Source organism: Azospirillum endophyticum (assembly GCF_016595245.1).
Classification (GTDB): domain Bacteria; phylum Pseudomonadota; class Alphaproteobacteria; order Azospirillales; family Azospirillaceae; genus Azospirillum; species Azospirillum endophyticum.
Genome location: NZ_JAENHM010000003.1, coordinates 85681 through 107097, shown reverse-complemented (window position 1 = coordinate 107097; position 21417 = coordinate 85681). Strand labels below are relative to the sequence as shown.

Genomic DNA, 21417 nt, shown 5'->3' with positions numbered 1-21417 from the left:
TATTTGTCTATCAATTTAATCGGCTAAAATATGAAAAACACAAATCGATGGTGAAACATGGCGGTCGCAGGGGAAAGCGGGAAGGGCGGGGCGCTGGCCGCCAATGCGCGGATGTACGCGCCGAACGCCGAGGCCGCTGCCGCATGGCGGGCGCTGTTCGATTGGGTGTCGTTGCGCTCGGGCGTGCCGCTTGTGGTGCTCGACCATGGCTTTCCGGCCCGGCTGGAGGATCTTTGGAGCCGTGACGATCTCGGCGCCGCCTTCATGTGCGGCTGGCCCTTCGTGCGCGCCGGCTCCCGGCACCGGATCGTCGCCGCACCGGTGCCGGCAGGGGCCCGCTATGGCGGGCGGGCTGAATACCGGACCGACTTCGTGGTCCGGGCGACATCCGCCATCCACCGGCTGGAGGACAGTTTCGGCGGGCGGCTGGCCTTCACAGTGGATCATTCCCATTCCGGCTATAACGCCCCGCGCCACCATCTGCTGCGCTTCCGCACGGCGGAACGGCCAAAGCTCTATGCCGCCACGGTAGGCCCCTGCGTGACGCCGAAGCGGGTGCTCGACGCCGTGCTGGACGGCAACGCGGATGTGGCACCGCTCGACGGCTACACGCTGGAGCTGATGCTGCGCCATGATCCCGAACTTGGAAAGCGCATCCGCATCGTCGCCAGCACCGATCCGGTGGCGATGCCGCCGCTGGTCGCCAGCCCCTCGGTCCCGGTCGAGGCGGTGGAGGCCCTGCGCGCCGCCTTCCTGGCCAGCGGCGAGGCACCCGGCCTGACGGCGGTGCGCGAGGCGCTGGTGCTGGCCGGGTTCGCCGTTACCGATCCGGCGGATTACGCCGTCACCGAACGCTGGGCCGCCGAGGCGCTGGCCGCCGGCTACCCGGCGCCGGGCTGACCCATTCCCATTCGAAACGCACGCACAATCAAGAACGCACGCAAGACAGGAAGGATCACCACCATGGTCGATGTGACGAGGCGCCAGCTTCTGGCCGCCGGGGCGGCATTCGGTGTCGCCGGCACCGGCTTCTCCCTGCCGGTTCTCGCCCAGTCCGAGAAGGGAGCGGGCCGCAAGAGCATTACGCTGGCGCTGCCGCGCGACGTGCAGCCGCCCTTTGATCCGCTGAACCGGCTGAGCTATCCGGAGGGCAACATCCTGCGCTCCGTCCTCCAGGGACTGATCGCCTTCAAGCCCGGCAGCTTCGAATGGGAGCTGTCGGCAGCCAGGCGCATCGAGCAGGTGTCGGACACCGTCATCGAGTTTGAGCTGAATCCCGGCCAGCAATTCCACGACGGGTTCGGCGAGCTGACCGCCGACGACGTGAAGTTCTCGTTCGAACGGGCGATCAAGCCCGGCCCCAACGGCAAGCTTCCGCTGCACGGCAAGGATCTGGCGGCGCTGGAGGAGGTCGAGGTCACCGGCACATACACCGGCCGGATCAAGCTGAAGACCCCCGCCCCGGCGCTGTGGCAGGTGGTGCTGCCCGACAATTCCGGCCTGATCATCTCGCGCAAGGCGTTCGAGGCCGGGGCCTACCGTGCCGACCAGCCGACGAAGGTGATCGGCACCGGCCCCTACCGGCTGGCCGAATGGCGTCCCAACGAGCGCGTCGTCCTGCGCGCCAACCCGGATTTCCAGGGGCCGAAGCCCGGCTTCGAGGAGATCGTCCTGCGCCCGGTGCGTGACTCCAAGACCGCCGAGCTGGCCTTCCGCGCCGACGAGCTGCAGTTCACCGCCATCGAGCCGGCGAACGCCGCCGACGTCGGCAAGATACCGGGAACCAGGATCCTCAAGCAGGACTCGATCAACTTCGTGTGGATCGGCATCAATGTCGAGAAGGCACCCTTCACCGACCTTCGCGTCCGTCAGGCGATCCGGCTTGCCATCGACGTCGATCAGGTGATCGAAGGCGCCTACAACGGCGCGGTCGGCCGGGCCTACGCCCCGGTGGCGCCGGGACTGCTCGGCTATTGGAAGGACGCGCCGCGCCGCGCCCGCGACGTCGCCGCGGCGAAGAAGCTGCTGGCCGAGGCCGGCGTCTCCGGCCTGCGCACCCGGCTGACGCTGCTGAACAAGCCGGCCTACCAGAATGCCGGCATCATTATCCAGGCGCAGCTTGCCGAGGCGGGGATCACGCTGGACCTCGACGTGCAGGAGGGCGGCAGCTACTGGTCGGCCGGCAACGGCGAGGCCGGCAAAAATCTGGAACTGTCGCTCCAGCGCTTCGGCGGCAAGGCCGACCCGTCCTTCCAGCTGCAATGGTTCACCGCAGCCCAGATCGGCAGCTGGAACTGGCAGCGCTGGAACAACCCGGATTATGACGCGCTGTTCGCCAAGGCCGGCGCCATCACCGACGCGGCCGAGCGCGCCCGCCTCTACATCGAGGCGCAGAAACTGATCGACGAGTCCGCTGCCTTCATCTGGCTGACCCACGAGGTCAACGTCTATGCGCTGAAGGACTGGCTGGTGCCGGGCATCCTGCCCAACGGCGACGACCAGCTGTTCAACCGCTTCGGCGCGGCCTGACCGTGGCGGGAGCCCTGCCGGTCCTCCTGCGGCATGCCGGGCAGCGCCTCGCCTCCACCCTGCTGGTGCTGGCGGGGGCGGTCGCCCTGCTGTTCGTGCTGACCCTGTTCATCTCCGGCAACCCGGCGCAGGTGCTGCTCGGCCCCCGCGCCACGCCGGAGGCGGTGCAGGCCTTCACCCAGGCGATGGGGCTCGACCGTCCGGTACACGAGCGCTTCGCCCTGTTCGTCTGGAACGTGCTGCATGGCGATCTCGGCACCGACGTGGTGTCGGGGCGCCCGGTGGCGGCGCTGGTGGCGGAGGTGCTGCCCTACACCGTCACCCTGACCCTGTCGGCCATCGCCATCGCCGTGCTGTTCGGCGTGCCGCTCGGTTGCTACGCAGCGACGCATCCGGGCAGCGTCCTGGACCGGGCGGCGGCGGCGGTCAGCATCGGCTTCATCGCCATCCCGAACTTCGTGGTGGCGATCCTGCTGCTGATGGTCTTCTCGATCTGGCTCGACTGGTTCCCGGTCCTGGGCGTCAGCCGGTCGGGGGACATCGGGGACCAGCTGGCGCGGCTGGCCCTGCCGGCACTGTCGCTGGCGCTCGGCTGGATCGGCTACATCGCCCGGCTGCTGCGCGCCTCGCTGCTGGAGGTGCTGGGCGAGCCGCACATCCGCACGCTGCGCGCCTATGGCGTGCCGGACCGGGTGGTCGTCTACAAATACGCGCTGAAGCCGGCGGCGATCCCGACGGTGGCGATCCTTGGGCTGGGCGTCGGCCGGCTGCTCGGCGGCGCCATCTTCGCCGAGATCGTCTTCGCCCGGCCCGGCATCGGCACGCTGGTCTACGACGCGATCTCCTCGCGCAACTACCCGGTGGTGCAGGCCTGTGTGCTGGTGGTCGTGGCGCTGTTCACCCTGACCAATCTGGCCGTCGATCTCAGCTATGCCTGGCTCGACCCGCGCATCCGCCGGGCGGGAGACCGCTGATGCACGCCGTCCTCAAACGCATATGGCGCGATCCGGGCGGGCGCGCCGGGCTGCTGCTGGTCGCGGCGGTGCTGCTGCTCGGGCTGGCCGGGCCGTGGATGGTTCCCCATGACCCCAACAAACTCAACATCCTGGCCCGGTTCGGCGGGCCATCGGCGGCGCATTGGCTCGGCACCGACCATCTCGGCCGGGATCTGCTGAGCCGGCTTGCCGACGGCGGTCGGGTGGCGCTGCTGGTGGCGCTGTCGACCATCGCCGTGGCGCTCGCCGCCGGCACCCTGCTCGGCACCGCCGCCGCCTATGCGCCGCCGCAGGGGGAGCGGTCGATCCTCGCCGCCTTCGACATTATCAGTGCCTTTCCCAGCCTCGTCTTCGCACTGGCGGTGGTGGCGCTGATGGGGCCTGGGCTGGACAAGGTGATCCTGATCGTCGCCGTGACGCTGGTCCCGCATTTCGGCCGGGTGGCGCGGGCGCAGACGCTGAGTCTGCGCAACAGCCCCTTCCTGGAGGCCGAACGCGTGCTGGGCGCCTCGCCGCTGCGCCTCGCCCTGCATCATCTGGTGCCCAACATCCTGGGGCCGCTGGTGGTGCTGGCCAGCATGGACGTGCCCGTCGTCATCACCATTGAGGCGGGCCTGAGCTTCCTCGGCGTCGGGGTGCCGCCGCCGCGCGCGAGCTGGGGAACGCTGCTGCATGACGGCTACACCACCCTGTCGCAATCGCCCTGGCCGGTGATTGCCGCCGGCGCGGTGCTGACGCTGGCGACGCTGGGCTTCACCCTGTTCGGTGAAGCGCTGCGCGATGCCATTGATCCCAAATTGAGGACGGAACCGTGACCGCTTCCCCGCAAGAGGCGGAGCCGCTGATCGCCATCCGCAACCTGTCGGTTTCCTTCGCGACCGGCGCCGGTCCGGCCAATGTGCTGCGCAACGTGTCGCTCGATCTCGGGCGCGGGCGCGTCGTCGGGCTGGTCGGCGAATCCGGCTCGGGCAAATCGACCCTGGCCTCGGCCATCCCGCGCCTGCTGCCGCGCAACCTGTCGCGGCTGGAGGGCAGCATCCGCTACGGCGGTCGCGACCTGCTGGCACTGCCGGACCGCGAGCTGGCGGCACTGCGCGGCACCCGCTTCGCGATGATCTTCCAGGACCCGATGGCGGCGCTGAACCCGGTCTTCCGCGTCGGCACCCAACTGGTCGACCTGCAACGCGCCAAGCGTCCGAAGGACAGGCGCCGTGCCCTGCTGGCGCGGGCGGTGGCGATGCTGGCCCGCGTCGGCATTCCCGACGCCGAACGGCGGCTGTCCGATTACCCGCACCAGTTCAGCGGCGGCATGCGCCAGCGGATCATGATCGCCGCCGCCCTGCTGGCCGAACCCGACCTGCTGATCGCGGACGAGCCGACGACCGCGCTGGACCCCACCATCGAAGGGCAGATCGTCGCCCTGATCGAGGAGCTTCGGCAGGAGTATCGCGGCACCATCCTGCTGATCGCCCACAGCCTGGGGCTGGTGTCGCAGCTGTGCGACGACGTGGTGGTGCTCTATGCCGGAACGCTGGTGGAGAGCGGACCGGCCGCCGCCGTGCTGGGCGATCCCCGCCACCCCTACACCCGTGCCCTGCTGGCCTGCGAGATCGGCGCCGGCGTCATCCGGCGCGCCACGCTGGCCTCGATCCCCGGCGAGGTGCCGGACGCGACGCGCCTGCCGCAAGGCTGCGTCTTCGCCCCGCGCTGCCCGCAGGCGGCGGAGCCCTGCCGGGCGGCGGTGCCGCCGTTGCGCGCGCTCGGCGGCGGCCGATCCGTCGCCTGCGCCCTGGTCTGAGGAAACTGGCCGTGAGTCATCCCCTGCTGTCGCTCGCCCTGCTGTCGCTCGATGGCCTGTCGCTGAACTACGGCACCGTCCCGGCGGTGCGCGCGGTGTCGTTCGACCTCCATCCGGGAGAAACCCTGAGCGTGGTGGGGGAGAGCGGCTCCGGCAAATCCTCGCTGATCCGCACCGCGCTGGGGCTGGTGCCGCCGACGGCGGGAACGGTGCGTTTCGACGGGCGCGAGGTCAAAAGCCTGCGTGGGCGCGAGGCGAAGGCGTTCCGCCGCGATGTCCAGATGATCTTCCAGGATCCGGCCGCCGCCCTGTCGCCGCGCATGACCGTCCGCAGCCTGCTGGCCGAACCGCTGCGCATCCATGGCGTGGCGGAGCGGGATACCTGGCCGGGCGTGCTCGACCTGCTGCGCCGGGTCGGGCTGCCGGAGTCGGTGCTGGACAAGCATCCGCACCAGATCAGCGGCGGGCAGGCGCGCCGGGTCGGCATCGCCCGCGCGCTGGTGCTGCGGCCGCGCCTGCTGGTCGCCGACGAGCCGACCGCCGGGCTCGACCTTTCGGTGCAGGGCGACATCGTCAACCTGTTGGTCGGCCTGCAGCGCGATTTCGGCCTGACCATCCTGATGGTGTCGCACAATCTCGACGTGGTGCGCGCCATGTCCGACCGGGTGCTGGTGCTCTATCTCGGCCGTGCGGTCGAGGTCGGGCGGGCGGAGCATGTGCTGAACGTCCCCGCGCACCCCTACACGCGGGCGCTGTTGGCGGCGGTTCCCCGCTTCGATCCCGGCAATCGGCACCGCGCGCCGCCCCTGCGCGGCGAGGTGCCCAGTCCACGCAATCCCCCGTCCGGCTGCGCTTTCCATCCGCGCTGCCCGCTGGCCGATGCGCGCTGCCGCGCCGAGGAGCCGGCGGAACGCATCCTGACGGATGGGCACCGCGTCGCCTGCCACCACCCCCTGCATGCCGTCCCGGCGGCAGCGTGAACGGAGACCCCGCGATGGCGGACATCAATATTTCCTATCTGAACGGCCCGGACGTCGAACGGCTGGCGCTGACCGACGACGAGATCCTGGCGGCGGTGGAGCAGGCGCTCCACGCCCAGGGCAGCGGCCAGACGGTGATCGAACCGCGCGTCCACCTGATCCCCGAAACATCGGCCAAGGGGCACTTCAACGTGCTGCGCGGCGTGGTCAAGCCGCTTGGCGTCGCCGGCGTCAAGGTGGTCGGCGATTTCGTCGAAAATTACAGGCGCGGCCTGCCGTCGGAAATGGCGGTGCTCAACCTGTTCGATCCCGAGACCGGGATGCCGAAGGCCTTCATCGACGCCACCGGCATCACCGAGATGCGCACCGGCGCCGTCACCGCGCTGGGCGCCAAGCATCTGGCGCGCAAGGACAGCCGCATCCTCGGCCATATCGGCGCGCGCGGCACCGCCTATTGGAACGTCCGGCTGCTCGACCGGCTGTTCGATTTCGACGAGATCCGTGTCCATTCGCGTCGTCCCGAGAGCCGCAACGGCTTCGCCGAGCGGCTGTCGCGCGACCTCGGCAAGCCGGTGGTGGCGACGGAGGATTGGGAGACCTGCGTGCGCGGCGCCGACATCGTGGTCGAGGCCTCGCGCCTGCATGAGCCGGCGCCGCTGCTGAAGACGGAGTGGATCGCCAAGGGGGCGCTGGTCGTGCCCTACGGCACCATGAGCGCGGTCGAGCTGTCGCTGACCGACATCATGGACAAGACGGTGGTGGACGACTGGGGCCAGTGCCGCAAGGGGCTGCCCTTCGGCGCGCTCCGCGCCCATGTCGACAGCGGCCGGCTGAGCGAGGAAAACCTGCATGCCGAACTCGGCCAAATCGTCGCGGGTCTGCGGTCGGGCCGCGAGAGCGACGGCGAGACCATCCTGTTCTGGCATCGCGGCCTCAGCCTCAGCGACATCGCGCTCGGCCATGCGCTTCTGGAGAAGGCTGCCCGGCTGGGCGTCGGGCAGACTCTCCGCTTTGCCTGATGGGCGCTTCGCGTCCTCAACTCCCTGTCCGCGTCAGTGGGTGAAGGGGTGGGGCGGCTGGTGGTGCGGGGTGAACAGATAGCGCCGGGCCACCTCGCCGTACCCCCGGTAGACCAGACCGCCGTTGCGGGCGATCAGCGCGCTCCGGTTCGCACGGTAATAGGCGGGGATGGCGTACCAGGGCAGGTCCGGCCGCAGATGATGGACGACATGCAGGTTGTTGTGGAGGAACAGCAGCCCGAACAGCGGCGCGCGCTCGACGATGGCGGTGCGGTGGTCGCTGTCCCCGGCGGCGCGGTGCTCGGCGAAGGACCGGACCAGAGCCAGGGCGAAACCGGGATAGGCATAGAGCAGTGCATAGGCCCACAGCGGAATGCCGCAGACCAGAATCACCCAGGCGGCCACCGCCCCTGCCGCCGCGCCATGCGTCAGCCAGATGGTCCAGGCTTCGCGGTCGCCGCGCGCCAGCAGGACGGCCTCGCCGCGCAGGAAGCCGGCGATGGCGAGGGCCGGGCCGATGGTCAGGCGGCCGGCCAGCGTGTTGTCGACCCGCAGAAGGGTCCGCGCCAGCGGACCGCGCGCCGCCCAGTGCACCGGGGTGACATAGCGGGATTCGGGATCCTCGACCGGATCGGTCAGCCACTCTTCGCGGTGATGGGTCATGTGCGACTGGCGGTAGCGCTCATAGGGAAGCCAGAGGCTGAGCGGGGTGAAGCCCAGCGCCGCATTGATCCTCGCCGAGCGGGTCGGATGGCCGTGGATGACCTCGTGCTGCAACGACATGTGCCAGGCGATCAGCCAGGATCCCAGCGGCAGCACCACCCACCAGGGCAGGGCATGGTCGAACCACGTCAGCAGCCCCCACCCCCCGTAAATGACCAGCGCCAGAATCCAGGTCGGCGCTTCCGGCAGGCCGCGCCAGCGTGCCCGTCGTCTGGAGGAAGGCACGGCCACATCGATCATATAATTCACCATATGGATTGGTTGTTCATTTTTAAACTATATCTCATAAATAGGAAATAACGCAATGGAGCTTGAGCTGAGCCATCGAGCCGCATCCGTCTGCGTTGCGTGGCGGCTTGGCGCTCTCGGGACGGCATATAAATACATTGAAAAATTGGTAATTACATGAATTCACACGATGCATACGCTTTTATGTTGCGAAACAACAAAGCCATCGATAACCCTTTGGGAAAAGGGAGTGCAGACCATGGATGAAGTTGGAATTCAGCGTCGCAGGGCGCTCGGTGCGATCATGCTGACCGGCGCGGGGGCCGGGGCCTCGCTGGTCGCGGTCACGCCGGCGCCGGCGGCGGCGCAGCAGTCCACCGATACGCTCCAGCAGGTTCGCAACCGCGGCGAACTGCGGATCGGGACGCCGCCGGGCGAGCCGTGGTTCTTCAAGGACCAGCGGTCGGGAGAGTGGAAGGGGATCGGCTGGGGCGCCGGTGTCGCCCTGGCCGAGGAACTTGGCGTCAAGCCGGTCGCCGTCGAAACGACCTGGGGAACCGCGGTCGCCGGCCTCCAGGCGGGGCAGTTCGACGTGCTGTTCGCCATGGACGCGACCCCCCAGCGTGCGCTCGCCGTCGATTTCCCGGTGCAGCCGATGTTCTATTACGCGCTCGGCATCCTGGCCCGCGACGGTCTGGCGGCGAAGAGCTGGAGCGACCTTGACAAGCCCGACGTGCGCATCGGCGTCGTGCTCGGCACCTCGCCGGACCGCGAACTGACCGTTCGCCTGACCAATGCCAAGCTGGAACGCTTCCCCAACATCGACGAGGTGGGGGCCGCTTTCGTCTCCGGCCGCGTCGACGCGGTCTCGCTGTTCCATCCGGCGCTGGTCATGCTGCGCAGCCGCGTGAAGCGCGGCACCGTGCTGCTGCCCGACCCGATCCGTGCCGCCTCGACCAGCGCCGGCGTGCGCCGCGACGTGGACAAGTCATGGCGCGACTGGGTCGGCATCGCCATCCAGTCGCTCTATGAGTCGGGCCGGATCCAGAAGATCTACGAGGAGTTCCTCGCCTTCCGCGGGATCGATCCCAAGGACGCTCCGGCCCTCGTGCGCGAGCAATGGTCCCGGACCTGACCCGGCCATCCGCCCCCGGCCGGTCCGGGGGCGGTCTCGCAGCGCAGGAACGGGAGCGCAGGAACGCCTGATGGGCTATGTCTGGGATTTCTTCGCCGTCGCCCGCAATGCCGACATCCTGCTGGCCGGGCTGGGGCAGACGATGCTGTTGTCGGTCTGCGGCATCGCGGTGGGGGTGGCGATCGGCGGCGTGCTGGCGGCGATGCGCCTGTCGGGCCGGCGGACGCTGTCCTGGCCGGCGCTGGCCTTTACCGAATTCTATCGCAACACGCCGCCGCTGGTGCATTTCTTCTGGTTCTTCTACGGCCTGCCGATGGCGTTCGGGCTGACGTTGCCGCCTTTCGCCGCCGCCCTGGCGGCGCTGGGCGTCCAGTCCGCCGCCTTCTTCGCCGAAGTGTTCCGCGGCGGCATCCTGTCGGTCGAGACCGGCCAGTGGGAAGCCGGCCGGGCGCTCGGCATGGGGCGGGCGCGGCTGATGCGGCGGATCATCCTGCCCCAGGCCGCCCGCCGGATGGCGGCGCCCTTCGTCGAACGCAGCTTCGAGCTGGTGAAGACCACGACGCTGGCGGCAGCGCTGGCTTTCCACGAGACGATCTACAGCGCCATGGTGATCGTGACCCAGACCTACCGCCCGCTGGAGGTCTATACGGTGGTCGCCGGACTGTTCTTCGTCGTGCTGTTCTCCGCCAGCCAGCTGGCCGAGTGGCTGGAGGCGCGCGGCCGCCGGGCGGGAGCGCGATGACGATGCCGACGATTGCGATGCCGGAGCTTCAGTTCGGCGAGGTCTTCGCCAACATCGACCTGTTTCTCGAAGCCTGTGGCCTGACGCTGGCACTGTGGGCGGTGGCGCTCGCCGCCGGCCTGTCCGGCGGCCTGCTCGTCGGTCTCGCCCGCCTCTCGCCGCGGCGCTGGATCGCCTGGCCGGCGCGCGGCTATGTCGAGCTGTTCCGCAACACCCCGGTCCTGGTGCAGCTCATCTGGTTCTATTATGCGCTGCCGGTGCTGAGCGGCATCCAGCTGCCGGCCTTCGCCGCCGCCGCGCTGGCCCTAAGCCTGAACGCGTCGGCCTATTGCGCCGAGATCTACCGCGGCGGAATCCAGTCGGTTGCCGCCGGGCAGTGGGAGGCGGGACGGGCACTCGGCATGGGGCGGCTTCGGCTGCTGCGCCGGATCATCCTGCCCCTGGCGGTGCGGCGCATGGTGCCGGCCTTCACCAACCGCGCGGTCGAACTCGCCAAGAACACCTCGGTCGCCTCGATCATCACCGTGCACGAGCTGATGTACACCGCAAGGCTGTTCAGCAGCCAGAACTACATCCCCATGGAAACCTTCACCGTCGTGGCCATGATCTATTTCCTGCTGATCTACCCCTTCACGCTGGCATCCTACGCGCTGGAACGGCGCTTCGCGGCGGGACGGGCATGACCGTGGCCGGCGACGTCGTGTTGCAGGTCGAGGATCTGCACAAGAGCTTCGGCTCCACCGAGGTGCTGAAGGGCATCGACCTTTCGGTGCGCCGGGGCGAGCGCATCGCGATCCTCGGTTCCAGCGGGTCGGGCAAGAGCACGCTTCTGCGCTGCCTGAACGTGCTGGAGATGCCGACCAGGGGGCGCCTGATCCTCGACGGCGAGGCGGTGGGCAAGCCGGCGGCGGGCGGCGCCACCCGCTATCGCGAGGCCGAGCTGAACCGCCTGCGGGCGCGGGTCGGCATGGTGTTCCAGCAGTTCAACCTGTTCCCCCACATGACCGCGCTGGAGAATGTGATGGAGGGGCCGCTGTCGGTGCTCGGCCGCTCGCGGGCCGAGGCGCGGCGCACGGCGCAGCGGCATCTGGAGCGGGTCGGCCTCGGCGGGAAGGCGGATGCCCATCCGGCCCGCCTGTCCGGCGGCCAGCAGCAGCGCGTCGCCATCGCCCGCGCCCTGGCGATGGACCCCGAAGTGCTGCTGTTCGACGAGCCGACCTCGTCGCTCGACCCGGAACTGGTGGGGGAGGTGCTCGGCGTCATCAACGACCTGTCGGAGGACGGGCGGACCATGCTGCTGGTGACGCATGAGCTTGGCTTCGCCTATCACTTCGCCACCCGCATCCTGTTCCTGCACGAGGGCCGCATCCTGGAGGACGGCCCGCCCGAACAGGTGCTGAAGTCCCCGCGCGAGGAGCGCACGCGGCGCTTCCTCGACCGTTTCACCGCTTTCCGGTTCTGACGGTCCACTCATGCAACTCGCTTTTACGCAGACGCGCGCGCCATGACCACGCTGACGCGGCGGCTGGCCGATTTCGCGGCGGGGCTGGAGGTGGCGGACATCCCCGCCGACCTCCTCGCCAAGATCACCCTGCATCTGCTCGATGCGCTCGGCTGCGGCCTCGCCGGTGCGGACACCGATCTGACCCGGCGCGTGCTGGCCGCCGTGCGGGCGGACTGTGCCGACGGTCCCTGTCCGGTGCCGGGCATGGGGGTGTCGCTCGCGCCGGCCGGAGCCGCCTTCGTCAATTCCACGGCGATGAACGCGCTCGACCATGACGACGGCTTCGAGGTCGACGGCAAGGGCATGGGTCATCCGGGGGCGACGCTGGTCTCCGCCGCGCTGAGCGGCGTGGCCATGTCCGGTGCCGACGGCGCAACGCTGCTGGCGGCGCTTGCCGCCGCCTACGAGATCAACGCCCGCATCATCCTGTCGATCCAGCCGAGCCAGGAGCGGTTCCGGCAGGTCTATGGCGTGTGCCAGCACCAGTCTCTGGCGGCGGCGGCGGTCCATGGCCGCCTTCTCGGGCTCGGCGGCGCCGACCTCGCCAATGCCTTCGGTTTCGCCGGCACGCTGGCGCCGGTGCCGAGCCTGCGGCGCTACAATTGGGATGCCCGCCCGCTGGTGTCCTTCAAGGATTTCAACGCCCCGGCCACGGAGGCCGGCCTGCGCGCCGTCCGCTACGCCATGGCGGGGCTGGTCGGTGCCGCCGACGTGCTCGACGGGCCGACCGGGTTCTGGCGGATGATCGGGTCCGACCGCTTCGATCCGGACATCCTCTGCGATGGGCTGGGGGAGGTCTGGTGGGCGCGCAATGCCAGCTTCAAGCCCTATCCGGCCTGCCGCTGGATGCACACGGCGCTGGAATCCTTCGAGACGCTGCGCGACGCCCATGGGCTGGCGGCCGGCGAGATCGAGCGGATCGAGGTTCTGACCTCCGCCGGTCTGGCCCGCGACTTCATGGATGCGGCCCCCGCCACCATGGTCGATGCCCAGTTCAGCCTGCCCTACTGTCTCGCCTGCCTCGCGCTGGGGCTGCCGCCGGTGGACTGGCATGCCGCCGGAGCCCTCGCCGACGACGACCGCGCGGCAGTGGCCGCCCGTGTGGCGGCGACCGTCGATCCGGAGATCGACGGGGCGATGGGCGGGGAGACGCGCCGGCCCGCCGGACAGGTGCGGGTGCGGGCGCGCGGGCGCTGGTTCGAGGGGCCGCGGCTGTCCCATCCGCGCGGCTGCCGCGAACGTCCGATGGACGATGCGGCGGTGATCGCGAAGTTCCGCGCCAACGCGGCGCGGGTGCTGGCCGAACCGGCGGTCGACCGCCTGCAAGCCGCCGTGCTGAGCATCGGAACCGCCGGCGACGCCCGCTGCCTCTTCCGGGATATGGCGGCGGCCTGACCGTCGGGACCATCCCCGGCCGCCGCCGCACCGATCCTCTTCCGTCGGCTCAGCTCCAGGCATGGAGCGGCGGGTTGACGCCGTTCAGGGCGTGGTTGCCGAGGATGGCGTATTTCCAGCGCACCGGGTCGTGCAGCGTGTGGGTGCGGGCGTTGCGCCAATGCCGGTCGAAATTGTGCTCGGCCAGGACGGAGCGGGTGCCGGCCAGCTCGAACAGGGTGCTGCTGGCTTCCAGCGCGATTTCGGTGCTGAGGATCTTGGCCTCCGCCACGGCGAGCTGGGCCTTGGCGACCGTTTCGGCGCCGGGGGCGGCGACGGCGGCGTCCACCGCGAGGCCCGCCTTCTCCTGCAGGGCTTCGGCGGCGTGCAGCCGCAGCGTCAGGCGGCCGACCGCCTGGATGGTGTAGGGATCGTCCGAGGCGCGGTCCTGCCCGCTGTCGACCCAGGGACGGCTGCGGCTGCGCACGAACTCCAGCGTGTCGCGGATCGCCGCCTCGGCGATGCCGTTGTCGACCGCGACCTGGATGATCTGGAAGATGGCGCCGTCGGCGGTCGGCGTCTCGTAGCCCTTGTAGCCGGGAACCAGATGGGTCTTCGGCACCTTGACCTTGTCGAGGATCACCGTGCCGCTGGCGGTGGTGCGCTGGCCGAAGCCCGACCAGTCGTCGATCACCGTCAGGCCGGGGGCGTTGCGGTCGGCGATGGCGTACCAGGCGCGGCCCTGACCGTCCACCGCGACGATGGGAACCAGATGGGCGAGCAGGGCGCCGGTGGAGTAGAATTTGCGCCCCGTCACCAGCACATGGTCGCCTTCGTCGGTGAAGCTCGTGGCGAAGTCGGCGGCGCGCTTGGTGCCGAATTCGGAAAAGGCGTTGCCGAAGCGGACGCCCGTCAGCACCTCGCCGAACAGCAGGCGCTGCTGCGCCTCGTCCGAGACGGTGCGGATGGCGGCGACCACGCCCAGATGGTTCTGCGAGATCTGCGACAGCGACGGATCCGCTGCCGCGACGATCTGCACCACCCTGGCAAGCGTCGCGTAGGAGACCTCCGGCCCGCCGAAGGCCTTCGGCACGTTGATCGACCACAGGCCGCTCTGCGAGAAGGCGTCCAGTTCCGCCACCGGCAGGATGCGCTCGCGGTCGCGTTTCGACGCGGTGCCAGCGACCTCGCGGGCCAGCGCCTCGGCCACCGCGATGGCTTCGGCGTCGTCCCTGATGACGTGGGCGGGCTTGGTGGGGCGGGGCAGGCCGGGCACGCCCTGCGTCGTGGCGTTGGCGGTCTTGGCAGTGCTATCGAGAACGGCAGTGCTCATCGTCTCGTATCCTTTGTCGGTTCTTGCGGTTGGTACGGTCAGGCGGCGGCAGGGGCGTTGGTGGCGGCGACGCCGAAGCCGAGGTAGAAGGCCTTGATGTCGTCGCGGTCGCGCAGGTCGGCGGCGGGACCGTCCAGCACGGTGCGGCCGGTCTCCAGCACGCTGGCGCGGTCGGCATGGCGCAGGGCGACGGTGGAGTTCTGTTCGGCCACCAGGATCGACAGCCCCTCTTCGCGGTTCAGGCGCTTCAGCGCGGCGAAGATGTTCTCGACCACCAGCGGGGCCAGCCCCATCGACGGTTCGTCCAGCACCAGCAGCCGGGGCCGCGCCATCAGCGCCCGGCCGATCGCCGCCATCTGCTGTTCCCCGCCGGAGGTCAGGCCGGCGGGCGTCCCGTGCCGGTCGCGCAGGCGGGGGAACAGGGCGTAGATGCGCTCCAGCTCCGACCGCAGGGCAGCGCGGCCCAGGCCGCGAACCTGACCGCCGACGACGAGGTTGTCCTCGACGGTCAGGGAGCGGAAGCAGTGCCGCCCCTCCAGCACCTGCACCAGCCCGGCGCGCACCAGCTCAGCCGGGCTGCGGCGGGTGACGTCCTCGCCGTCATGGACGATGGTGCCGGCGGCGATCTGGCCGCGCTCCGCCGGCAGCAGGCCGGACAGCGCCTTCAGGGCGGTGGTCTTGCCGGCCCCGTTGGCGCCGAGCAGGGCGACGATCTCTCCCGTCCGCACGCTCAGGCTGACGCCTGACAGCGCGCGGATGGCGTGGTTGTAGGTCGCCTCGACCCCGTCCAGCGACAGCAGCACCTCGTGAATCGCCATGGCGGCGGACCTCCTGCGGGCTCAGTTGCTGGCGTCTTCGGCTGCGGGGTCGCGGACCTGGATGCCGTGCTCGGCGGCGTAGGCCAGCGACGATTTCTCGATGATCGGGCGCAGCAGCGCCCAGTCCGGGGCGATCCAGTCGGATACCACCTTCCATTTGGCGCCGTCCCACTGCTGGAAGGTGACGCGCCCCTCGCCCTCGTGGTTGGCGACGCTGACGTTGATGGAATGGAACAGGCCCTTGGCGCCCAGCGCCTCGACCCGCTTGGGGTCCAAACGCAGATGCTCGAAGCCCCAGCGCACCTCGTCGCCGGTCAGGGTGCGCTTGCCGAACTTGTCCTGGGCGATGCGCACCGCCTCGACATTCAGGATACCGTTCACGATCCCGAGATTGTGATAGACGCTGCCGATCCGCTTCTTGTCGTCGAGATTGCCCTTGCCGGCGCCGTAGACCGTCTTCGCGATCTCCTGCAGCACCGGATAGTCCGCACCCGACGCCTGGGTGGTGATGGCGGTGTAGCCCTTGGCGGCGTCGCCGGCCGGGATCACGTCCTCCTCGGAGTTGGACCAGACGTTGCCGATGATGCGGTCGGCGGGGAAACCGACCTTCTGCGCCGTCTTCAGCGCCACCGGGTTCATCACGCCCCAGCCGCGCAGGACGACGTAGTCGGGCTTGGTCCGGCGGATCGACAGCCATTGCGACTGCTGCTCGTTGCCGGGATGCGGCACCTCGACCTGCTCCACCGAGAAGCCGTATTTCTCGGCCAGCAGCTGGTAGATCGGGATGGTCTCCTTGCCGTAGGGCGAGCCGTGGTAGAGCACCACGATCTTCTTGCCCTTCAGCTTTTCCAGCCCGCCTTCCCGCGCGCCGATGTAGTTCACGATGCCCGAGCTTTCGCTGTAGGGGTTCAGCAGCAGCGGGAAGACGTATTTGAAGACGCGGCCGTCGGTGCTGTCGGTGCGCCCGTGGTTGACGGTGATCAGCGGAACCTTGTCGCGGCCGACATCGTCGATCATGGCATAGGCGATGCCGACCGACAGCGGATTCCAGGCGGCGACGCCGGGGCGGTTCTTCTGCCGCTTGTAGCATTCGACGCCGCGTTCGACCTCGTACTGGGTTTCGCACTCGTCCCAGGTCAGCTTGACGCCGTTGACGCCGCCGTCCCGATTGTTGACCAGCGTCAGATAATCGATGAAGCCGCCGAAGAAGCCGGTGCCGCCGGCGGCATAGGGACCGACGCGGTAGCTTTGCAGCGGGAAATACTGCTCGTCCGCCTGCGCGGCAGCGGGCAGCAGGGCGGCGGCGCCGAGCAGGGCGGTCTTCAGGGACAAAGTCTTCAAGGACAAGGGGCGGGTGTTCGGACGCGACATCTGGTGTGTCTCCGTTGGGATTGCTGGTTTTTGAAAAGGGGCGGGATGCCCCGGATTTTTTCGGAAGGGCTGCTCAGCCGGCCCGGCGGAAGCGTCCGCAGATCCGGTTCCAGGCCCGGTCGAGCAGGGCGGTCAGGCCTGCCGGCTCGGCGATCAGGAAGGTTATGATCAGCAGGCCAAGCACGATGCGCTGGCTCATCTCCAGCACGCCGCTGTCGAACAGCCCGCCCAGCAGCGCCTCGCCCAGCCGGGCCAGCAGCAGCGGGAAGACGACGATCAGCGCCGCCCCCAGGAAGGCTCCGCGCAGCGAGGCCAGCCCGCCGATGATGACGATGAACAGGATTTGAAAGGAGCGGTCGAGGTTGAAGCCGGCCGGCTCCACCGTGCGCAGATAGGCGAAGGCCCACAGCACGCCGGCCACCCCGATGATGAAGGAGGAGACGGCGAAGGCCAGCAGCTTGACCCGCAGCACCGGGATGCCGATCACCCGCGCCGCCGTCTCGTGGTCGCGCAGGGCGACGAGCGCGCGGCCGGTCGGGCTTTCCACCAGCCGCCACACCGCCAGCGTCACCGCCGTCACCACGCCGAGCGCGAACAGGTAGCGGCCGGCGGAGCTGTCGAGCGGCAGGCCGGCGACCGACAGCGGCGGCACGGTGACGATGCCGGACGGGCTGTCGTTGGAAAACCAGCCGACCTTGTTGAACACCCACTGCACGAAGAACTGGGCGGCCAGCGTCGAGACGGCGAGGTAGAAGCCGCGCAGCCGCAGGCTGGGCAGGCCGAACAGCAGCCCGACCGCGGCGGCGACCAGACCGGCCAGCAGGATGTCCAGCAGGAAGGGCAGCCCCGGCAGGCGGAGCGCCAGATTGTAGGCGGCATAGGCCCCCACCGCCATGAAGGCCGACGATCCCAGCGACACCTGCCCGGCATAACCGGTCAGGATGTTCAGCCCCAGCCCGGCGAGCGCCAGCGCCAGGAAGGGCGTCAGGATGGCGTCGAACAGATACTCGCTGGCGACCAGCGGCGGGACGCCGTAGGCGACGATCAGCAGGACGCCGATGCCGAACGGGGCGGGAGAGAGGCGGCGCACCGTGCCGGTTGCGGTCTTCTCAAGCGCGAGATCGGTCATGGCTCAGACCCTTTCCACCGGCTTGGCGCCGAACAGGCCAGAGGGGCGGATCAAGAGGAAGCCGAGGGCGGCGACATAGGCGATCCACCCCTCGATGCCGCCGCCGACGAACGGTCCGACATAGACCTCCGCCAACTTCTCCACCGCGCCGACGATCAGGCCGCCGACGATGGCTCCGGCGATGGAATCGAACCCTCCCAGGACGAGGACCGGCAGCGCCTTCAGTACCACCAGCGACAGCGAGAACTGCACGCCCAGCCGTGCCCCCCACAGCAGCCCGGCGACCAGCGCAACCACCCCGGCGGCGGTCCACACCGCGGTCCAGATGCGGTCGAGACTCAGCCCCACCGCCAGCGCGGCGAGCTGGTCGTCGGCGACGGCGCGGAAGCCGAGACCGATGCGGGTGTAGCGGAAGAACAGGGTCAGCGCCGCCACCATCGCCCCGGCCACCGCCGCGGCGAACAGGTCGAAACTGCTGATCAGCACGCCGCCGATCTCCAGCGGCAGATCGTCGATGCCCAGATCCAGCCCATGCACCTGGGTGCCCCACAGCAGCTGTGCCGCCCCCTCGATGACGTAGGAGACGCCGAGCGTCGCCATGAACAGGGTGATCGGCGGCTGGTTGACCAGCGGGCGCAGCACCGTGCGCTCGATCAGCGCGCCGATGAGCGTCATCGCCGCCAGCGTCAGCAGGATCGCCGCCCAGACCGGCAGGCCGCGCTCCGCCAGGCTGACGAAGGTCAGCGCCGCGAACAGCAGCAGCGCGCCCTGGGCGAAGTTCAGCACGCCGGAGGTCTTGTAGATCAGGACGAAGCCGATGGCGACCAGGGAATACATCACCCCCGACAGCAGGCCGCCGACCAGCACCTCGGTGAAGAATTGCCACTCCATGGCTCAGATGCCCTCTCCGGCTTCGAGGTCGTGGGCGACGCCGAGATAAGCGTCGATCACCACCGGGTCGTTGCGGATGTCGTCCGGCGTGCCGTCGGCAATCAGCCGGCCGTAATCCAGCACGGCGATGCGGTCGGACAGCCCCATCACCACGCCGATGTCATGTTCGATCAGCACGATGGTGGCGCCGAGATCGTCGCGGGCGGCGCGGATGTGGCCGCTGAGATCCCGCTTCTCGGTCAGGGTCATGCCGGCCATCGGCTCGTCCAGCAGCAGCAGGCGGGGCCGCGATACCAAAGCGCGGGCAAGCTCGACCCGCTTCTGGGTCCCGTAGGGCAGGGTGCCGGCCGGGCGGTCGCGGACATCGTCGAGATGCAGGAAGGCCAGCAGCTCTTCCGCCTTGGCCTGGGCCTCCGCCCGTTCCCGCCGGGCGGCCGGCAGGCCGATGACCTGGGCCAGCACCCCGGCGCGCAGCCGGTGCGACAGGCCGGCGGCGACGTTGTCCAGCACCGACAGCCCCTTGAACAGCGCCAGATTCTGGAAGGTGCGGGACACGCCGAGGGTCGCCAGCCGGTCGGTCGGCACGGCGGCGAAGCTGTGCCCGCCGAGCCAGACCCGGCCGCTATCGGGCCGGTACAGCCCGCTGACGACGTTGAGCAGCGAGCTTTTGCCGGCGCCGTTCGGGCCGATGACCGCCCGGATTTCCCCCGGCGCCACGGCGAAGGAGATGTCGCTCAGCGCGGTGACGCCGCCGAAGGACAGCGACAGCGCCTCGACCGCCAGGGCGGACGGAACGTTCCCGTTCGCGGGCGGGACAACGGGTTCGGAAAGGACGGCCGGCATCGGCGCGCTCCGTTGAAAGGCTTCGGAAGGGGGGAGGCGACACCTCCCCCCGCGAGGATCGGATCAGGCGGCGACGGCTTCCCGCTCCCTGGCCGCTTCCAGCTCGCGGACCAGCGGGACGACGTGTCGGCCGAAATACTCGACCTCCTCCTGGAAATGCAGGAAGCCGAGCAGGACCAGATCGACGCCGATGGCTTTCAGCGCGACGATGCGCTCCGCCACCTGGCGCGGCGTGCCGATCAGGTTGGTCTTGAAGCCGTCATTGTACTGGACGAGATCCTCGAAGGTGGATTTGGCCCAGTTGCCCTCGCGCTCCGGCGAGGCGTTGCCGGCATTCTGGACCTCGTGGTGGAAACCCTTCACCGCGTCGGGATCGGCCTTCTCCAGGATCTCGCTCAGGACGGCGCGGGCCTCCTCCTCGGTCTCGCGGACGATGGCGAAGGCGTTGACGCCGATCTTGGCGCGGTGGCCGGTGCCGGCCTCCTTGGCGCGGATGTCATCGATCTGCGCCCTGATGCCGTCCGGCGTGTTGCCGTTGGTGAAGTACCAGTCGGACACGCGGGCCGCCATGTCGCGGGCGGCGCGCGAGCTGCCGCCCTGGAAGATCTCCGGCAGCGGCGCCAGCGGCTTCGGCTTCAGCGTGTAGTTCTCGAAGCGGTAATGGGCGCCGTTGAAAGAGAAATCGTCCTCCGACCAGACGCCGCGGATGACGCGGATGAACTCCTCCGACCGGCGGTAGCGCTCGTCATGGTCCAGCCACGGCTCGCCGATCGCCTGGAACTCGCCGCGGAACCAGCCGCTGACGATGTTGACGGCGATGCGGCCCTTGGTGATGTGGCTGATGGTGGCGACCTGCTTTGCCAGCACCACCGGATGCCAGGGGCCGGGCAGCACCGCGGCGATCACGTTCAGCTTTTCGGTCGCCCCCAGCAGCGCATGGGAGAAGGCGACCGATTCATGCTGGTTGTCGGCGCCATAGCCGGCGGTGAAGCGGATCTGCGTCAGGGCATACTCGAACCCGGCCTGCTCGGCGATCTGCGCCAGCTTGCGGTTGTAGTCGATGTCCCAGCTTGTGCGCTGTTCGATCTTGCTGATGACGAGGCCGCCGGACACGTTCGGAACCCAATAGGCGAACTTCACGGCGTCGTTGCGGTCGGTCGTGGTGGCGGTCATGGCGAGGTCTCCGGGAGAGAAGGGGGATCAGGCGGCGGCCAGGGAATCGGCGGGAGCGGCCAGCCGGCCCAGCGCGGCGATGCGCACCGCCTCGTCGGCGGCGCGGGCGGCGCGGGCGGCGATCTCCGGGCTGGTCAGGCGGTAGTCGGTGAAGTCGCCGTCCTGGGCGAAGATTCCGGTCGGCACCGTGTGGGCCAGGAAGAAGCCGAACAGCGGGCGCAACTGGTGTTCGATCACCAGGGCGTGGCGCGGGCTGCCGCCGGTCGCGGTCAGCACCACCGGCACGCCGCCCAAGGCGTTGGGGTCGATGAAGTCGATCAGATGCTTGAACAGCCCGGTGTAGGAGCCCTTGTAGACGGGCGTGCCGACGACCAGCAGGTCGGCGCCGGTGATGGCGGCCAGCGCGTCCGCCACGCGCGGCGGGATCGCCTTCGGGTCGGTCAGCGATCCCAGCTCCGGCGCCAGTTCGCCGATCACGATGTCGGTGCGATGGATGGAAGCCCGTGCCTCCACCCCCTGCACCACGGCATCGATCAGGGCACGGGTGCGGGACCGGGCGCCCAGATTGCCGGAAACGGTGACGACCTTGATCTTGCCCATTTTACACAAGCTCCAGTGCGGGAATGTCCGGAGCCATAGGGGCAAGCTGTGTGCCAAGCCGGTAAGCTGTTGAAAATATTCGAGAAGTCATGTGGCGGGCAACGATGGCCCGCTTCAAAGGCAGCAGCCGTCACGCCGCCGCTGCTGCACATGCAGCAGGAATCATGTAAAAAGCATCAGAAGTTCTGAAATACCACATGAGTAGTTTGTAATATTGAATCTATTTCCATAT

Annotated in this window: 21 protein-coding genes; 12 read left to right on the top strand and 9 right to left on the bottom strand. The window is 69.2% G+C overall.

Annotation, left to right across the window (positions count from 1 at the left end; all coding sequences use genetic code 11):
- Positions 1–57 precede the first annotated feature (57 nt).
- The 7 genes from JHL17_RS01115 to JHL17_RS01085 all read left to right on the top strand — a co-directional run bounded on the left by JHL17_RS01115 (position 58) and on the right by JHL17_RS01085 (position 7321).
- A complete protein-coding gene (locus JHL17_RS01115) occupies positions 58–900 on the top strand; it encodes a phosphate/phosphite/phosphonate ABC transporter substrate-binding protein (protein WP_200190204.1) in 843 nt (280 codons plus the stop codon).
- A 63-nt stretch (positions 901–963) separates the two neighbouring features.
- Positions 964–2529 (top strand): ABC transporter substrate-binding protein, encoded by a 1566-nt coding sequence (locus JHL17_RS01110; protein ID WP_200190203.1) that lies wholly within the window; start codon positions 964–966, stop codon positions 2527–2529.
- A 2-nt stretch (positions 2530–2531) separates the two neighbouring features.
- Positions 2532–3503 carry an ABC transporter permease gene (locus JHL17_RS01105; protein ID WP_345773731.1) on the top strand — a complete coding sequence of 324 codons (972 nt, stop codon included), beginning with the start codon at positions 2532–2534 and terminating at the stop codon, positions 3501–3503.
- Positions 3503–4339, top strand: a complete 837-nt coding sequence (locus JHL17_RS01100; RefSeq protein ID WP_200190202.1) for an ABC transporter permease — start codon at positions 3503–3505, stop codon at positions 4337–4339. Before JHL17_RS01105 ends, JHL17_RS01100 begins: the two co-directional genes overlap by 1 nt.
- A complete protein-coding gene (locus JHL17_RS01095; protein WP_200190201.1) occupies positions 4336–5322 on the top strand; it encodes an oligopeptide/dipeptide ABC transporter ATP-binding protein in 987 nt (328 codons plus the stop codon). Before JHL17_RS01100 ends, JHL17_RS01095 begins: the two co-directional genes overlap by 4 nt.
- 11 nt (positions 5323–5333) lie before the next feature.
- Positions 5334–6302, top strand: coding sequence for an ABC transporter ATP-binding protein (locus JHL17_RS01090; RefSeq protein ID WP_345773729.1), 969 nt, complete (start codon positions 5334–5336; stop codon positions 6300–6302).
- A gap of 14 nt (positions 6303–6316) precedes the next feature.
- Positions 6317–7321, top strand: a complete 1005-nt coding sequence (locus tag JHL17_RS01085) for an ornithine cyclodeaminase family protein (RefSeq protein WP_200190200.1) — start codon at positions 6317–6319, stop codon at positions 7319–7321.
- A 33-nt stretch (positions 7322–7354) separates the two neighbouring features.
- On the opposite strand, the gene JHL17_RS01080 is transcribed toward JHL17_RS01085, so the two are convergent.
- Positions 7355–8284, bottom strand: a complete 930-nt coding sequence (locus JHL17_RS01080) for a fatty acid desaturase (RefSeq protein WP_247893236.1) — start codon at positions 8282–8284, stop codon at positions 7355–7357.
- Between the two features lie 247 nt (positions 8285–8531).
- Here JHL17_RS01080 and JHL17_RS01075 point away from each other — a divergent pair, with 247 nt between their 5' ends.
- From JHL17_RS01075 to JHL17_RS01055, 5 genes are all read left to right on the top strand, one after another.
- Positions 8532–9407 (top strand): transporter substrate-binding domain-containing protein, encoded by an 876-nt coding sequence (locus JHL17_RS01075; RefSeq protein WP_200190199.1) that lies wholly within the window; start codon positions 8532–8534, stop codon positions 9405–9407.
- 70 nt (positions 9408–9477) lie between these two features.
- Complete coding sequence (locus tag JHL17_RS01070; protein ID WP_200190198.1) at positions 9478–10149, top strand: amino acid ABC transporter permease; 672 nt, start codon at positions 9478–9480, stop codon at positions 10147–10149.
- Positions 10150–10151: 2 nt separating this feature from the next.
- Complete coding sequence (locus JHL17_RS01065) at positions 10152–10832, top strand: amino acid ABC transporter permease (RefSeq protein WP_247893235.1); 681 nt, start codon at positions 10152–10154, stop codon at positions 10830–10832.
- Entirely contained in the window at positions 10829–11611 is a 783-nt protein-coding gene (locus tag JHL17_RS01060) for an amino acid ABC transporter ATP-binding protein (protein ID WP_211113262.1), read from the top strand. Before JHL17_RS01065 ends, JHL17_RS01060 begins: the two co-directional genes overlap by 4 nt.
- A 42-nt stretch (positions 11612–11653) precedes the next feature.
- On the top strand, positions 11654–13048 hold the full coding sequence (locus JHL17_RS01055) for an MmgE/PrpD family protein (protein ID WP_200190197.1): 1395 nt from the start codon (positions 11654–11656) through the stop codon (positions 13046–13048).
- A gap of 49 nt (positions 13049–13097) precedes the next feature.
- Here JHL17_RS01055 and JHL17_RS01050 read toward each other — a convergent pair whose 3' ends face one another.
- From JHL17_RS01050 to msuE, 8 genes are all read right to left on the bottom strand, one after another.
- On the bottom strand, positions 13098–14360 hold the full coding sequence (locus tag JHL17_RS01050) for an SfnB family sulfur acquisition oxidoreductase (protein ID WP_200190196.1): 1263 nt from the start codon (positions 14358–14360) through the stop codon (positions 13098–13100).
- 38 nt (positions 14361–14398) lie between these two features.
- Positions 14399–15178 carry an ABC transporter ATP-binding protein gene (locus JHL17_RS01045; protein WP_200190195.1) on the bottom strand — a complete coding sequence of 260 codons (780 nt, stop codon included), beginning with the start codon at positions 15176–15178 and terminating at the stop codon, positions 14399–14401.
- A 21-nt stretch (positions 15179–15199) separates the two neighbouring features.
- Complete coding sequence (locus tag JHL17_RS01040; RefSeq protein ID WP_200190194.1) at positions 15200–16549, bottom strand: ABC transporter substrate-binding protein; 1350 nt, start codon at positions 16547–16549, stop codon at positions 15200–15202.
- A gap of 73 nt (positions 16550–16622) precedes the next feature.
- Positions 16623–17678: a branched-chain amino acid ABC transporter permease gene (locus JHL17_RS01035; protein WP_200190193.1), complete on the bottom strand. Its 1056-nt coding sequence runs from the start codon at positions 17676–17678 to the stop codon at positions 16623–16625.
- A gap of 3 nt (positions 17679–17681) precedes the next feature.
- Positions 17682–18569 (bottom strand): branched-chain amino acid ABC transporter permease, encoded by an 888-nt coding sequence (locus tag JHL17_RS01030; protein WP_085557567.1) that lies wholly within the window; start codon positions 18567–18569, stop codon positions 17682–17684.
- 3 nt (positions 18570–18572) lie between these two features.
- Complete coding sequence (locus tag JHL17_RS01025) at positions 18573–19412, bottom strand: ABC transporter ATP-binding protein (protein ID WP_200190192.1); 840 nt, start codon at positions 19410–19412, stop codon at positions 18573–18575.
- 63 nt (positions 19413–19475) lie between these two features.
- A complete protein-coding gene (sfnG, locus tag JHL17_RS01020; RefSeq protein WP_200190191.1) occupies positions 19476–20585 on the bottom strand; it encodes a dimethylsulfone monooxygenase SfnG in 1110 nt (369 codons plus the stop codon).
- A gap of 27 nt (positions 20586–20612) precedes the next feature.
- Positions 20613–21185: an FMN reductase gene (gene msuE / locus JHL17_RS01015; RefSeq protein WP_200190190.1), complete on the bottom strand. Its 573-nt coding sequence runs from the start codon at positions 21183–21185 to the stop codon at positions 20613–20615.
- Between the last annotated feature and the right edge of the window lie 232 nt (positions 21186–21417).

What these genes read in the sequence shown, in the direction of transcription:
- JHL17_RS01115 (WP_200190204.1), top strand. Translation starts at nt 58, where the DNA reads ATGGCGGTCGCAGGGGAAAGCGGGAAGGGCGGGGCGCTGGCCGCCAAT.
- JHL17_RS01110 (WP_200190203.1), top strand. Translation starts at nt 964, where the DNA reads ATGGTCGATGTGACGAGGCGCCAGCTTCTGGCCGCCGGGGCGGCATTC.
- JHL17_RS01100 (WP_200190202.1), top strand. Translation starts at nt 3,503, where the DNA reads ATGCACGCCGTCCTCAAACGCATATGGCGCGATCCGGGCGGGCGCGCC.
- JHL17_RS01085 (WP_200190200.1), top strand. Translation starts at nt 6,317, where the DNA reads ATGGCGGACATCAATATTTCCTATCTGAACGGCCCGGACGTCGAACGG.
- JHL17_RS01080 (WP_247893236.1), bottom strand. Translation starts at nt 8,284, where the DNA reads ATGATCGATGTGGCCGTGCCTTCCTCCAGACGACGGGCACGCTGGCGC.
- JHL17_RS01075 (WP_200190199.1), top strand. Translation starts at nt 8,532, where the DNA reads ATGGATGAAGTTGGAATTCAGCGTCGCAGGGCGCTCGGTGCGATCATG.
- JHL17_RS01070 (WP_200190198.1), top strand. Translation starts at nt 9,478, where the DNA reads ATGGGCTATGTCTGGGATTTCTTCGCCGTCGCCCGCAATGCCGACATC.
- JHL17_RS01065 (WP_247893235.1), top strand. Translation starts at nt 10,152, where the DNA reads ATGCCGACGATTGCGATGCCGGAGCTTCAGTTCGGCGAGGTCTTCGCC.
- JHL17_RS01060 (WP_211113262.1), top strand. Translation starts at nt 10,829, where the DNA reads ATGACCGTGGCCGGCGACGTCGTGTTGCAGGTCGAGGATCTGCACAAG.
- JHL17_RS01055 (WP_200190197.1), top strand. Translation starts at nt 11,654, where the DNA reads ATGACCACGCTGACGCGGCGGCTGGCCGATTTCGCGGCGGGGCTGGAG.
- JHL17_RS01050 (WP_200190196.1), bottom strand. Translation starts at nt 14,360, where the DNA reads ATGAGCACTGCCGTTCTCGATAGCACTGCCAAGACCGCCAACGCCACG.
- JHL17_RS01045 (WP_200190195.1), bottom strand. Translation starts at nt 15,178, where the DNA reads ATGGCGATTCACGAGGTGCTGCTGTCGCTGGACGGGGTCGAGGCGACC.
- JHL17_RS01040 (WP_200190194.1), bottom strand. Translation starts at nt 16,549, where the DNA reads ATGTCGCGTCCGAACACCCGCCCCTTGTCCTTGAAGACTTTGTCCCTG.
- JHL17_RS01035 (WP_200190193.1), bottom strand. Translation starts at nt 17,678, where the DNA reads ATGACCGATCTCGCGCTTGAGAAGACCGCAACCGGCACGGTGCGCCGC.
- JHL17_RS01030 (WP_085557567.1), bottom strand. Translation starts at nt 18,569, where the DNA reads ATGGAGTGGCAATTCTTCACCGAGGTGCTGGTCGGCGGCCTGCTGTCG.
- JHL17_RS01025 (WP_200190192.1), bottom strand. Translation starts at nt 19,412, where the DNA reads ATGCCGGCCGTCCTTTCCGAACCCGTTGTCCCGCCCGCGAACGGGAAC.
- sfnG (WP_200190191.1), bottom strand. Translation starts at nt 20,585, where the DNA reads ATGACCGCCACCACGACCGACCGCAACGACGCCGTGAAGTTCGCCTAT.
- msuE (WP_200190190.1), bottom strand. Translation starts at nt 21,185, where the DNA reads ATGGGCAAGATCAAGGTCGTCACCGTTTCCGGCAATCTGGGCGCCCGG.